This window comes from Actinosynnema sp. CA-299493 (assembly GCF_050946825.1).
Classification (GTDB): Bacteria; Actinomycetota; Actinomycetes; order Mycobacteriales; family Pseudonocardiaceae; genus Actinosynnema.
In genome coordinates this window covers 5,503,739-5,517,049 of sequence record NZ_CP191993.1, presented here as the reverse complement: position 1 = coordinate 5,517,049, position 13,311 = coordinate 5,503,739, and the positions used below count along the sequence as shown (strand labels likewise).

9 protein-coding genes and 1 pseudogene are annotated in these 13,311 nt (G+C 73.4%); 9 read left to right on the top strand and 1 reads right to left on the bottom strand.

From position 1 onward, the window contains the following. The first annotated feature begins 271 nt into the window (after nt 1-271). Complete coding sequence (locus ACQPYE_RS23050) at nt 272-1,312, top strand: DUF2330 domain-containing protein (RefSeq protein ID WP_498714374.1); 1,041 nt, start codon at nt 272-274, stop codon at nt 1,310-1,312. 50 nt (nt 1,313-1,362) lie between these two features. Here ACQPYE_RS23050 and ACQPYE_RS23045 read toward each other — a convergent pair whose 3' ends face one another. Continuing rightward, a complete protein-coding gene (locus tag ACQPYE_RS23045) occupies nt 1,363-2,163 on the bottom strand; it encodes a GNAT family N-acetyltransferase (RefSeq protein ID WP_498714373.1) in 801 nt (266 codons plus the stop codon). Nucleotides 2,164-2,373: 210 nt separating this feature from the next. Between ACQPYE_RS23045 and ACQPYE_RS23040 the strand changes: the two genes are divergently transcribed. The 8 genes and pseudogenes from ACQPYE_RS23040 to ACQPYE_RS23005 all read left to right on the top strand — a co-directional run bounded on the left by ACQPYE_RS23040 (nt 2,374) and on the right by ACQPYE_RS23005 (nt 13,198). Beyond that, nucleotides 2,374-3,390, top strand: coding sequence for a carbohydrate-binding protein (locus ACQPYE_RS23040; protein WP_498714371.1), 1,017 nt, complete (start codon nt 2,374-2,376; stop codon nt 3,388-3,390). A gap of 218 nt (nt 3,391-3,608) precedes the next feature. Continuing rightward, nucleotides 3,609-4,514, top strand: a complete 906-nt coding sequence (locus ACQPYE_RS23035; RefSeq protein WP_498714370.1) for a glycosyltransferase — start codon at nt 3,609-3,611, stop codon at nt 4,512-4,514. An 8-nt stretch (nt 4,515-4,522) separates the two neighbouring features. After that, nucleotides 4,523-6,466, top strand: a complete 1,944-nt coding sequence (locus ACQPYE_RS23030) for an ABC transporter ATP-binding protein (protein ID WP_498714369.1) — start codon at nt 4,523-4,525, stop codon at nt 6,464-6,466. Further along, nucleotides 6,463-8,247: an ABC transporter ATP-binding protein gene (locus ACQPYE_RS23025; protein WP_498714368.1), complete on the top strand. Its 1,785-nt coding sequence runs from the start codon at nt 6,463-6,465 to the stop codon at nt 8,245-8,247. Before ACQPYE_RS23030 ends, ACQPYE_RS23025 begins: the two co-directional genes overlap by 4 nt. An 86-nt stretch (nt 8,248-8,333) precedes the next feature. Then, nucleotides 8,334-8,459: pseudogene (locus ACQPYE_RS23020) on the top strand (hypothetical protein); the annotation flags it as partial. 5 nt (nt 8,460-8,464) lie between these two features. Continuing rightward, entirely contained in the window at nt 8,465-9,928 is a 1,464-nt protein-coding gene (locus ACQPYE_RS23015) for a condensation domain-containing protein (RefSeq protein ID WP_498714366.1), read from the top strand. Then, nucleotides 9,925-10,182 carry an acyl carrier protein gene (locus ACQPYE_RS23010; protein WP_498714365.1) on the top strand — a complete coding sequence of 86 codons (258 nt, stop codon included), beginning with the start codon at nt 9,925-9,927 and terminating at the stop codon, nt 10,180-10,182. The genes ACQPYE_RS23015 and ACQPYE_RS23010 overlap by 4 nt, the downstream gene beginning before the upstream one ends. A 676-nt stretch (nt 10,183-10,858) precedes the next feature. Further along, complete coding sequence (locus tag ACQPYE_RS23005; protein ID WP_498714363.1) at nt 10,859-13,198, top strand: SpoIIE family protein phosphatase; 2,340 nt, start codon at nt 10,859-10,861, stop codon at nt 13,196-13,198. Nucleotides 13,199-13,311: the final 113 nt, after the last annotated feature.

The window sequence follows — 13,311 nt, the reverse complement described above, 5'->3', positions numbered from 1 at the left end:
GGCGACACGGCGCCCAAGAGGAAGAGGGGAAGACTGAGGCGGCCACGGCGGCAAACGCCCGATGGCCGATCACATCCGGGTCTCACCCGGAGATGTCGTCTTCACCCGCCACGTCGAGTCTCCTTCACACGGCTCTCCGCGAGAACGGTAGCAAACCCCGCCGCCGACCGCCGGGAGTCGACGTCCGCGAGGGTGGCGCGATCTCCGGGCTGGTCGAGACGGGGTGGCCGGGCGGCGGAACCCGGCGGTGGCCCGCCGCGTCGGACGGGGCATGGCAACCGGCCGAACGGCGACCCGGATCGCGGTGGTGCTCGCTCTCGCCGCCGCGGTGGTGGCGGTCGACCCCGCGATGTCCGGTGCGTGCGCCTGCGGCGCGTTCGTCGCGAACGACGAGCTGCGCCCCCAGCAGGAGACCGCGCTGGTGGAGCTGACCGGCCGCACCGAGTCGATCACGCTCTCCGTGCGGGCGCGTTCCGAGGCGACCCAGGCGGCGTTCCTCATGCCGGTGCCCGCGCGCGCCCGGTTCGAGGTGGCCGAGAGCGAGCTGTTCACCGAGCTCGACCGGATCAGCCGCCCGGACGTCGAGGTGCGGCGCGTGGTGGTGGACGGTGACGGTGCGGGCGCGCCGCCGCAGGCCGATCGCCGCGCCACCGTCGTGGACCACGTCGAGGTCGGGCCCTACGAGGTCGCCCAACTCGCCGGCGCCGACGCCACCGCCGTGACGCAGTGGCTGGGCGAGCACGACTTCACCCTGCCCGACGACCTCGGCGGCGCGCTCGGGCCGTACCTCGCGGAGGGCTGGCTCGTCGTCGCGGTGCGCCTGGCGCCGACCTCCGGCAGCCTCGCCGAGGGCCTGCCGCCGATGCGGCTGGCGTTCGAGACCGACACGCCGGTCTACCCGATGCGGCTGTCCGCCACCGCCGAGGGCCGGCAGCCGCTGCGCCTGTACGTGCTGGCCGACCACCGGATGGACGTCACCAACCCGGCGCCCCGGGGCGACGCGCCCGACCTCACGTTCGCGGGCGAGGTGAGGCCCGACCCGCGGTACCCGACGTTGTCCGCGGCCTTGACGGGCCCGCGTTACCTGACCCGCTACGACGCGGAGTTCCGGCCGGCGCGCATCACCGACGACATCCGCTTCACCCGTTCGGCGACCGACGAGCCGCACCGCGCCGTCGTGGTCGTCACCGAGTACGTCCGCTCGTCGTGGCCGCTGCCCGGGGTGCCGCTGGTGCTCCTGGCCTTGGCGCTGGTCGTCGGCGCGGTGGCGGTCGTGGTCGTGCGGCGGCGGCGTCGGCCCGCCAAGGCCTGACGGCGGGGCGCCTCCGGCCCGGCGCGATGGCGACCTCCCGGACGACGTGCTCAGTCCCCGAGGCCGTAGAAGCGCACCGTCGAGTTCGGCCGGAAGCCGATCCGCCGGTACACGGGCGCGCCGGCGGCGGTCGCGTGCAGGGTGGCGCGGGTCAGCCCGGTGGCCCGGCCGCCCTCGTGCAGGGCCTTCCGCGTGACCGCCTCGCCGTAGCCCCTGCGCTGCCACTCCGGGTCGGTGGCGACGAGCGCGACGAACAACCGGCCCGCGGCCTCGACGGACGCGGCGCAGGCCACCGGCACACCGTCGCGCAAGGCCAGGTACGCGTGCACCTCGTTCTTCCACCGCGTGGAGCCGGCGAGCCCGTCGCGACCGTCCTCCAGCGGGAACCCGTAGGCGCGCGAGTTGAGGTCCGCGTAGGCCAGCAGCTGTTCGTCGGTCCTCACCCGGGCGAACGTCAGGTCGGGGTGGCCCGGCTCGTCGAGGGGCAGCAGGTCGCCCGCCATGCCGGTGCCGGGGAACGCGTGCCGGAGGCCCGCCCGGTCGGCCGCCGCGTCGAGCGCGGCGCGGGCGTCGTCGGCCAGGAGGTCCTCGAAGAGCCACAGGAAACCGGGCCGCCGCTTCGCGCGCATGATGTCGGCGACCTGGCCCAGGCGCTGCTCCAGCAGTTCCGCGTCCGCGCCGACGTCGGTCACCGTGACGCAGTTCCAGAACGCGAACCGGCTGTCGGCCCAGCGGACGGCGATGCCGGGCAGGTCGCGCACGTCGGCGTCCGGGTCGCGGTCGAGGACCATGCCGCGCCACGCCGCGGCGAGCTGCTCCACCGATTCGACCGAGTCCGCGAGATCTTCCACCGAGCCCCCTTCGTGGTGTGCCGAGGGCGCGAAGCATACCGAGCACGGACAGTTCGGACGTCCGCACGCACCGTGGTCGCGCACTGGCCGTGATCGCGGAGTGGGGAGCAGGCTTCGAGTACCGCGACGTCCTGGGGGGACACGGCACGCGTTGTTCGCGCCCTTCCACGTCCGCGGTGCGCCACTCCCTTCTGCCGAGAGGAAACGGCTGTGCCGTTCTCATCGCTCGCACCACGCCGGTCACTCCGTTCGCCGCTGCGCCGGGTCGCCGTCGCGGTGGTGGCCGCCGGCGCGCTCCTGGTGCCCGCGTTACCCGGGTCGGCCGCGGCCTCGGCGGCGGACGAACCGGTCGCCGTCGCGGGCGGCCTGCCGACACCCGAGTCGCCGGTCAGCGGGAAGGCCGTGCCCGCGCTGCGCGGTGACGCGGCCAGGGCCGCGGCCGGCGCGAAGCTCGGCGAGCACGTCCTCAAGCGGGGCGAGGAGTTCCAGGCGAGGCACGAGCGGCGGCGGGCCGGTACCGCCGCGGCGCCCCTCCCGCCGTGGAGCGGCTCGCTGCACTCCGTCTGGGGCACGTTCCCGACCGTCGTGTCCGACGGCGCGCAGGCGACCCACACCGTCAACCCCGGCATCAGCATCCCGTCGGGCAACCCCGACGTGGTGTACGCGCCGACGCTCGTGCCGAGCGGGAAGACCTGCATCGAGGTCACCACGTTCTACTGGCAGGGCGGCAACGGGGTCGGCGCGTGGGACTGGTGCGCCGCCTCGCCCGGCTTCGCCGCCGTGGCCTGGATCGACTCGACGTTCCTGAGCACCTACACCACGGCGTTCCAGGGCCTGCCCGCGTACGACGTCCTGGACGTGCAGACCAACGCCGTGACCAACTCGTGGACGGCCTACCTGTACAACTACACCACCTCGTCCTGGGACGCGTTGTTCACCAGCGCCGACCCGATCAAGCTCATCGACCCGCACGGCGGCTGGAGCATGTTCGAGGTGTACACCGAGTACAACCCGTCCACCGGCGAGGGCTACTACTGCACGGAGACCTACGGCACCCAGTTCCACGCGGCCAACCTCAAGGTCAAGGTCAGCGGCACGTGGACGGCGCTGACGACCGCCAACTCGTCGGTGACGCCGCCGGGCAGCGTGTCCAGCACCGACTTCGGCTGCTACGGGCTCTCGTTCACCCTCCAGACGGCGAACAGCCACTGGCAGGTGTCGCACTGACCGACCACGGCTCGCGCCGGCGGTGACCACCGGGTGCGGACGGCCCTGCGCCGCCCGCACCCGGGACTTCGTGCGCGGTGTTGACCGGCGCTCGCGAAGCTCGGCAGACTTGCGCGGTGACCGGCGGGGAGTCACCCGGGAGAGCGGATCTTCGTCGCGGTCCCGCCGGACCCCCGGCCTCGTCGTGCGAGGCGGGACCTCGACAAGGAGAGCTTCTCGTGGGTAGCTCGTCGCGCTGCACGGTCATCGTCCCGACCTACAACCGGAGACGGCTGCTGGAACTCACGCTCGACTCGCTCGCCGCGCAGGACCTGTCGCGCGACCGGTTCGAGGTGCTGGTCGTCGACGACGGCTCCACCGACGACACGGCGGCCGTGGTGCGGGGCTTCGAGGACCGGCTCGACCTGCGGTACTTCTACCAGCCGGACGAGGGCTACCGGGTCGCCGAGGCCCGGAACACCGGTCTCCGGCACGCCACCGGCGAGATCTCCGTCTTCGTCGACTCCGGGGTGCTGCTGCACTCCGGGAGCCTGACCGCGCACGTCGCCGCCCACGAGGCGGCCGAGGAACCGTTGGCGCTGAACGGGTACGTGTACTGCTTCAACCTCGACAACGAGGACGCCCGGCGGATCCGCGAGGTCGTCGACGTCGAGGACGTCGACGCCTCCGTCGAGCACCTGGCGCGCACGCGGTCGTGGCCGGACGTGCGCGAACCGTTCTACGAGCGGTACTCCGACGACTTCGGCCACTTGCCCGCGCCGTGGCTGATGTACTGGACCTGCCACGCGTCCGCGCTGACCGAGCAGGTGCGCGAGGTCGGCCTGTACGACGAGGAGCTGCGGCAGTGGGGCGGTGAGGACCTCGACCTCGCCTACCGGCTGCACCGCGCCGGCGCCCGGTTCGCGGTGAGCCGCGAGGCGAGCTCCATCCACTACCCGCACGAGAAGAACCACGCCGACAACGCCAGGTTCGCCCTGGAGAACTACCGCTACATCGCGGAGAAGTACCGGACGCCGATCATCCGGCTGCTGGTCGAGCGACCCGCCATCCGCTTCTCGGACTTCAACCAGGTCATCGAGGAACGCGGCCTGCCCCGCTGCGCCGACTACCTGGCCGCCCGGTAGCGGCCGGCATGAAGAACCGGTTCGCCGTCGCACGGGAGCAGTTCGCCGCACGACGGGACATCGTCCGGCTGCTGCCTCGCGCGGGCCGTCGGCTCGTCGCCGCGTCGGTCGGGGTGAACCTGCTGCTCGGGTGCCTCCCGGTGGTGTTCACCGTGGCGACGGCGGTGGTGCTCGGCCGGGTGCCGGCGGCCGTGGCCGCGGGACCGGACTCCGGCGCGTGGGACTCGCTGGTCGCGATGTTCGGTGTCGCGGCGGGCGCGTTCGTCGCCAGGCAGCTGATCTCCCCGGTGGAGCGCGCCACGGGCGAGCTGCTGACGCGCCGGATCGACGGCCGGGTGTTCGACGAGCTGATGGCCGCGTCACTGCGCGGTCCGGGCCTCGGCGCGCTGGAGGACCAGCAGGCGCTCGACGCGTTGCGCACCGCAGCGCGGGAGGTGGAGTTCGGCGTGCAGAGCCCCGGCCGGGCGGCCACCGGGCTGCTCGCGCTGATCGCCCGCTACACCGAGCTCGCCGGCTGTGCGGTCGCGGTCGGGGTGGTGCTGTCGTGGCCGGCCGCGGTGGCGCTGGTCGCCACCGTGCTGCTGTTCCGCCACGGCCAGCGCGGCGGGTTGCGCCGCTACGCCAAGACCCGGTCCCTGCTCGCCGCCGACCAGCGGGAGGTCGACTACCTGCGCGAGCTGGCCGGCGGAGCCGCCGCGGGCAAGGAGATCCGGGTCTTCGGCCTGGCCGGCTGGTTGCGGCAACGACTGCGCGACACCCACCTCCGCTACCTCGAACCCCTCTGGGCGGAACGCCGCGCCATCTACCTGTGGCCGTTCGTCTGGTTCTCGGTCGCGGCCCTGGCGGTCACCGGGGTGGTCTTCGCGGTGGTCGGCGCGACGGCGCACGAGATGACGCTCACCGGGTTCGTCCTCGTCGCGACCGCGACCCTCGGCCTGCTGCGGCTGGCCGAGCACTACCCGGAGGCGGACCTGCCGACCGCGATCGGGATGAGGGCCTACGACGCGGTGCGGCGGTTCGCCGAGCACGTCGACGCGCACGCGGAGGACCCCGGCCCCGTGCGGCGGCCGGCGGTGCCCGAGCCGGTCGGCGCCATCCGGTTCGAGGAGGTCGGCTTCCGCTACCCCGGTCAGCGGCGCGCGATCTTCGACGGGCTGGACCTGACCATCCCCGTCGGCCGCTGCACGGCCGTCGTCGGCGTGAACGGCGCCGGCAAGACCACCCTGGTCAAGCTGCTCGCCAGGCTCTACGAGCCGACCGCGGGCAGGATCACGCTCGACGGCGTCGACCTCCGCGCGTTCCCGGTCGAGCGGTGGCGCACCCGGCTCAGCGTGATCTTCCAGGACTTCGTGCGCTACGAGTCGTCCGTCGCGGACAACGTCGGGCTCGGCGCCGTCGGCTTCCTGGACGACCGGGAGGGGATCCGCGAGGTGGTCGACTCGGTGGGCCTCGCGGAGGCGGTGGCCCGCCTGCCCCGCGGGCTGGACACCCCGCTGGCACGGCACCTCACCGACGGGGCGGAGCTGTCCGGCGGCCAGTGGCAGCGCGTCGCGCTGGCGAGGGCGTTGTTCGCGCTGCGCCACGGCGCGCGGGTCGTGGTGCTGGACGAACCGACGGCGAGCCTGGACGTGCGCGCGGAGACCGGTTTCTTCGAGGAGTTCGCCGGCCTGGCCGCCGGCGCGACCACCCTGCTGATCTCCCACCGGTTCTCGACCGTGCGGCACGCCGACCACATCGTCGTCCTCGAACGCGGTCGGGTCGCCGAGCAGGGCAGCCACGCGGACCTGCTGGCCCGCGGCGGGCGCTACGCGGAGCTGTTCCGGTTGCAGGCCGACCGGTTCGTGGACACGGGCGACGTGCTCGACGCGGCGGACGAGCGCGCTGTGGCGGACGTGCTCGACGCGGCGGACGTGCTCGACACCGTCGACGCGGTCGAGGGAGCGTCCGGGTGAAGGTGCTCCTGACCGGCGCGTGGACCATGATCACCACGGCGTGGCGGTTGAACCCGCGCAAGACGGCGCTGGCGGTGGTCCTGATGACGGCGGGCGCCGTGGCCGCCCCGCTGCTGGCGGCGGCGCTCGGGTGGATGACCCGCGAGGTCGTCGCGGGCACGCCGGGGCACGCGGTGCTCGCCGGCGTGGCGGTGGCCGTGCTGGCGGTGCTGGCGCTGGCCCTCGGGCACTTCGCCCACCTGGCCTACTACGAGCTCTCCGAGCTGGCGGAGCTGGACTTCGACGAGCGCGTGATCGAGGTGTCGAACGGTTCGGCCGGCATCGAGCACCACGAGCGGGCCGAGGACGCCGACACGTGGACCGTGCTGCGGCAGGAGGGCAGGCAGTTCCGGACCGGCCTCGAAGCGCTGCTCAACGGTGTCGGCCTCGTGCTCGCCGTGGTGCTCACCGCGGTCCTGCTGGCCGTGCAGAACCCGTGGCTGCTCTTGCTGCCCGTCGCCGCGGCGCCGCCGCTGCTCGCCGGTCGGGTGGCCGAACGGGTGCTCGACCGCGCCCGGACGGCGACCGCCGAGGCGACCCGGACCGCGCTCAACCTGTTCCACCTGGCCACGTCCGCCCGCCTGGCCGGCGAGCTGCGGGTGTCCGGGGTGGGGGACGAGCTGCGGGCCCGGCACGACCGGTTGTGGGCGCGGGCGACGCGAGGGCTGTGGCGCGCGCACCTGACCGCGACGTGGGTGCGCGCGGCGGGACAGGTCGTCTTCGCGCTCGCGTACATCGGCGGCGTGCTGCTCGTGGTGCGGGACGCGATAGCCGGCCGGCGTGGTGTCGGCGACGTCGTGCTGGTGATCGTGCTCGCCGCCCAGGTCAACCAGCAGGTCGCCACGGCCGTCACCCTCCTGCAGGACCTCCAGCGGATGGCGGGCGCGTACCGGCGGCTCACCGAGGTCGCCGCGTCGGTGACCGGACCCGGTGCCGCGCCCGCCCACCACTCGCCGCCACCGCGGCTGCACGACGGGATCGACCTCGCCGGGGTGGCCTTCACCTACCCGGGCACCGACGTCCCCGTGCTGCGCGAGGTCGACCTGCACCTGCCCGCCGGCGCCACCGTCGCGATCGTCGGCGAGAACGGCGCGGGCAAGTCGACGCTGGTCAAGTTGCTCTGCGGGTTCTACCGGCCGTCCGCGGGGCGGATCCTGGTCGACGGGGTGGACCTGCACGGCATGGCGCTCGACGAGTGGCGCGCGCGGATCGCGGCCGGGTTCCAGGACTTCGTCCGGTACGAGTTCCCGGCCCAGCACGTGGTCGGTCTCGGCGACCTGCCCCGGCTGTCGTCGGAGCCGGCCGTCCGCGCGGCCTTGGCGCGCGCCAACGCCACCGGCGTGCTGGACGACCTGCCCGACGGCCTGCGCACCCGGCTGGGCAAGAGCTACGCCGACGGCGCGGAGCTGTCCGGTGGCCAGTGGCAGAAGCTGGCGCTGGGCCGGGCCATGATGCGGGAGGCCCCGCTGCTCCTCGTGCTCGACGAGCCGACGTCCGCGCTGGACCCGGAGGCCGAGCACGTCCTGTTCCAGCGGTACGCCGACCACGCGGAACGGGTCGCCGGCCGAACCGGCGGCATCACCGTGTTCGTGTCCCACCGGTTCTCCACGGTGCGCACGGCCGACCTGATCATCGTGGTCGGCGACGGCCGGGTGGTGGAAACCGGCGACCACGCCACGCTCACCGCCCGCGGTGGCCTCTACGCGGAGCTGTTCGCGCTCCAGGCCAAGGCGTACGGCTGACGCGCCCGACCGCCGCCGACCCACCGGCCGGAAACCTGCCGGGCAGCGGCGGATCACCGCGAAGTCGTTGACGCGGCACGACCGCGTCCTTCACGATCCCCACCCGCTTCCGCGGCGACCAACTCGCCATGATGGAGGTAACCGGTTGTGATCACTCGACAGTGGACGCTCTTCACGCTGTCGAGGGATCGACGCCCTTGAGCCCACGGTGAAAGCTGTGCCCTTCACACCAAAGGAGCTGATCAAGGGCATGCTGATAACGACGCTCTCCGAGTACCGCGTACGTCCCGGTCGGCTCAGGGAGTGGTCACTGGACGAGGCGCCCTTTCAGGAAGCGGCCCGGTCGGTCGAGCCCGGCACTCCTCCGTCGTACAACCAGGAGTGGCACCTGAAGTACGCCACCGCGCTCACCGAGCGCGGCTCCTGGGTTCCACTGTGGATGGGGTTCAGGTTCGACCTCGCCGGGCCGTTGGACGTCGAGGCGTTCCGCGAGGCGTTGCGCACGTGGGTCGAGCGGCACGAGACGTTGCGCAGCGCGTTCCGGGTGGTGGGCGCGGAAGCGGAGTGCTTCACCGTCGACCCCGCCGCGGTGTCCGTGCGGGACGTGGTCGTGGGCGACTTCACGAGCGGTGACGACCTCGTCGTGTGCCTTCAGCAGCGCATCGACGACGCGACGGGTTCGTTCAGCCTGCCCAGCTACGTGGTGGAGACCGTGGAGCGCGCCGGTTCCACGACGGTCGTCGTGGGGATGGACCACACGCACACCGACGTGTTCTCCGTCATGACCGCCGTCGCGGAGTGGCAGGACCTGTACGCCGCCGCGGTCGAGGGACGCCCGGTCGAGCACCGCGGCATCGGCAGCTACGTCGACTTCGCCGCGGTGGAGCGCGCCACCGCCCGTGAGGTCGACGCCGACGACCCGGCCGTCGGGCAGTGGGCCCGGTTCATCGACGCCGGCGGCGACCGGCTGCTGCGGTTCCCGCTCGACCTCGGTGTCGCGGAAGGGGAAGTGCTGCCGCACGCGAAGCAGGACGTGCTGCTGCTGGACGCGTCGGAGGCCGACGCGGTCGAGGAGGCGTGCCGCGGCGCGAGCGGCGGGTTCCTCGCCGGGCTGCTCTCCGCCCTGGCGGTCGTCGCCCACCAGGTCACGGGCGACCCGGTCTACCGGACCATGATGCCGTGGAGCACTCGCACCAGGCGTGAGTGGCTGTCCTCGATGGGCTGGTACATCGGTGGGGGCCCGATCGAGGTCGAGGTCGGCTCGGCGACCAGCTTCCTGGATGTGGTGCCACGCGCCCAGCGGTCCGCGAAGACCGCGCTGAGCCTCAGTCGCGTGCCCATCGCGAGGATCGCGGAGCTCCTCGGCATCGAACGCGAGCTGGAACGCCGGATGCCCGAGGTGTTCCCGTTCATCTCGTTCATCGACATGCGCGTGGTGCCGGGCATCCGGCACTGGCCTGAGTGGGACGCCCGGTCCCTGGGTCGGCTGGCCACCAGCGGCAGCAAGGTGAACATGTGGACCCACCGCACCGACGAGGGGTTGTGGTTGACCGCGCGCTACCCCGCCGCCGAGACGGCCGCCGTGAGCGTCGCCGCCTACGTCGACCGGGTGCGCGAGGTGCTCCACAGCGTGGCGAAGACCGGTGACTACCTGTTGAGGACAGAAGGAGAGATGGTATGAGTTCCGCCCAGGCGGTCGTGGGTTCCGTCCTGACGACGGTGTTCGGGATCCGCGCCGAGGACGTGAAACCGCAGGAGACCCTGGCCGACCTGCACATCGACTCGCTGAGCGCGATCGAGCTGATCGAGGCCGTCGGCCAGGAGTTGGGGATCAGGATCAGCGAGCAGGAGGTGAACCAGTGGAACACGATCCCCGACCTGGTGGCCATCGTGGAGGCGAAGCTCGTCCAACAGGCCGGGGAGCCGGGCCGGTGACCGCCCGGTCGGGCGACCTCGCCGGCGAGCCGGGGTCGTGTCGGCCGCTTGGTCGAGGTTGCCGTGCGGCTTCGCCGACAGGTCCTGCCACTCGTCCCGGGTCTTGAGCCGGGCGGCGCAGGCCTGCCGGATCACCGGGCAGAAGCCCTGGCCGAAGAGGACCCCCAGGGGCAGCTCCTCGATCGCGCCGACCTGGGCCTGGCCCGCGTTGGTCACGACGACGTCGAGGCGGCCGACGTGCCGGCCGGTCGCGGTCACCTCGTCCGTTCTGTTGCCCTGCGCTGCCGGGCACGCGGAGTGGGAGCACGGGCCGGCAGCCTCCGGCCGCGCTGGGGGAAAGCAGCGGCCGGAGGCTGGTTCAGGGGTCGGCGCGGCGGTCGCCTCTCGGCGAGTGGCTCGACGCGGCTCCAGCCGAACGGTGTTCCGCGAAGGCGCTGGGTGAGGCCCGGGGACACGGACCGCACCGACCATCCCGTACAACGCGCACGGCGTGGACCGCTGTTCCGCGATCCGGAGTGTCCTCCGCCTCATCCCTTCGAGTGGTCGGGCGACCGCTGACGCCGAGTGCCACGGGTGGGGGATCGGGGAGGGGCGTGCGGGGTGGGGGAGTGCGCGGGGTGGAGGTTCGCGTCGGTTCGGCTGGCCGTGCGCCGGTGGGCGGGTGATGCTGGACGCGATGGCGGTGCAGCGGGATCCGACCGGTTCTGCGCTGGCCGACCTCGTCGCCCGGCAGCGTGACGAGATCGACCGGCTGAGGTCCGCTGCCCGCACGCAGGCCGTGGTCGAGCAGGCCAAGGGGGTGCTGGCCGAGCGGCTGTCGTGCCGTCCCGACGAGGCGTTCGAGGACATGGTGCGGCTGGCCCAGGCGACGGGCAGTGAGCCGGCCGTCATCGCGGCCGGTGTGCTCGGCGTGCCGCCGCCGCCGACCGCGCCAGGTCTGCCGCCCTCCTACGGGCTGCCCGACCCGGCACGGCGCGTGCGGCAGGTCGACATCCCCAAGCCCTCGCCGGCGCCGCTGGGCGAACGCACGCCGCAGCCCGTCGCGCTCGCCGCCATCGGCACGGCGGCCGACTCGGAGGAGCTGGCCGAACTCGTCCGCGAGCACGTCGGCTGCGACGGTGTGCTGGTCTACCTGCTCGAACCCGATGGCGGACTGCGGTTGGAAGCCGCTGCGAACGTGCCCGCCACCGTGCGGCTGGAGTGGGAGCGGGTGCCGTTGCGGCTCAGCACGGGCGTCCTCGCGTCGGTGCGCAGCGGCCTGCCGCAGTGGTTGCCCGACCTGGCGGAGGCCCGCCGGCTGCACACCCTGATCGGCGACCCGGAGACCGTGTGGAGGTCGCGGGCGTGGCTGCCGTTCCGGGACCGGACCCGCATCGCCGGCGTGGTCGGGTTGTTGTGGACCGGCGAGCACGACTTCCCGTCCGAGGAGCGGTGGGAGCTGGAGGTGCTGGTCCGCGCCGCCGGCTCCACGCTCCTGGCGCTGGTGGGCGCGGACGGCGTCGCGAGGGGTCGCAACTGGACGCTCTGGGTCCAGCACCTGCTCGACGTGCTGCCCGGTTCGGTGGCGCTGCTCGGCGCGGTGCACGGCGAGAACGGCGAGGTGGTGGACTTCCGGTTCGAGGCCGCCAGCCCGGACGCGGTCGACTTCACCGGCCGGCGCTACCGGCAGCTGGTCGGGCGCAACATCCTCACCAGCTACCCGACCGTCGCGGGCACCGAGCTGTGGGCGGCGTACTTCCGGGTGCTCCGCACCGGCGTCAGGGAGGTGGTGAGCATCTTCGACTACGAGGAGAACACCCCCGGCCTGCCGCAGCAGGGCCGGTACACGCTGACCATCGGCAAGTTCGGCGACGGCCTGATCCTGGCGTGGCACGAGCACGAGGACCCGTTGCAGCTGGAACGGCTGCGCAGCGTCCAGCGCCTCGGCAACATCGGGTGGGGCGAGTGGAACCTGGTGACCGACGAGATCGACTGGTCCGACCAGCTCTACGTCATCTTCGACCGCGACCCGGCGCTCGGCCCGATGTCGCTGGACGAGATCCGGGCGTCCGTGGTCGGCGAGGACCTGCCGATCCTGCAGAACGCCGTGCGGCGGATGCTGGAGCACGGCGAGGGCGCCGACTCGGAGCTGCGCCTGCGCGCCGGCGACCAGGTCCGGTACGGCCGGTTCATCGGCGAGCCGGTGCTGGACGTGCAGGGCAGGCCCGTGCGGTTGGACGTGGTGTTGCAGGACGTGACCGCGATGCGGCGCGCGGAGAAGCGGGTGTTCGACCTCAGCGAGCAGTTCGCGCAGGAGCACCAGGTGGCGAACCACCTCCGCTCCGCCGTGCTGCCGCTGCCGAGCCGGCCGCTGGAGCTGCCGGGGATGCGGGTGGCCGTGCGCTACCTGGCGGCCGAGCAGTGGGCGGAGGTCGGCGGCGACTGGTACCACGCGTTCCCGATCGACGACGGCAGCACGCTGCTGGCGATCGGCGACGTGGCGGGTCACGGCCTGGCGACCGCGGCGGCGATGGCGAAGCTGCGGTACGCGTTGACGGGGGCCGCGCTGACCAACCCGGACCCGGCCGGTGTCCTCGACGTGCTGAACCGGATGCTGACCGGCGGTGACGGGGTGACGCTGGCGTCGGCCGTCGTCGGCCGGTTCGAGCCGACCACGCGCCGGTTGTCGTGGGCGCAAGCCGGCCACCCCGCGCCGCTGCTGCTGCGGTCGCACGACGTGCAGCGGCTCGACCGGCCCGCGGGCCCGATCCTGGGCGCGGTGCGGGGAGCGGTGTACGCGACGGCGCGGACGCTCCTCGCGCCCGGCGACACGGTGCTGATGTTCACCGACGGCCTGATCGAGCGGCGGCCGTCCGCCGGCGCCCGTGGCGACGACCTGGAACGCCTGGTGGAGGAGATCCGGGGGTTCGTGGCGGAGCTGGACCCGGCGCGGATGCCCGAGGCGTTGACCTCCCGCCTGGTGCCCGCCACCCCGCTGGACGACACCTGCATCGTGGCGGCCACGATCGCCCCCTGACCCGTGCGAGCGGGCGGGCCGCGACCTGCTGCGACCGGGGGGCCGGGCGAGCTCGGTGCTCCTCCGGGCGCGGCGACCGCCCGGGTTTGGGCTGAACGGCGGCTGGGCGGGGG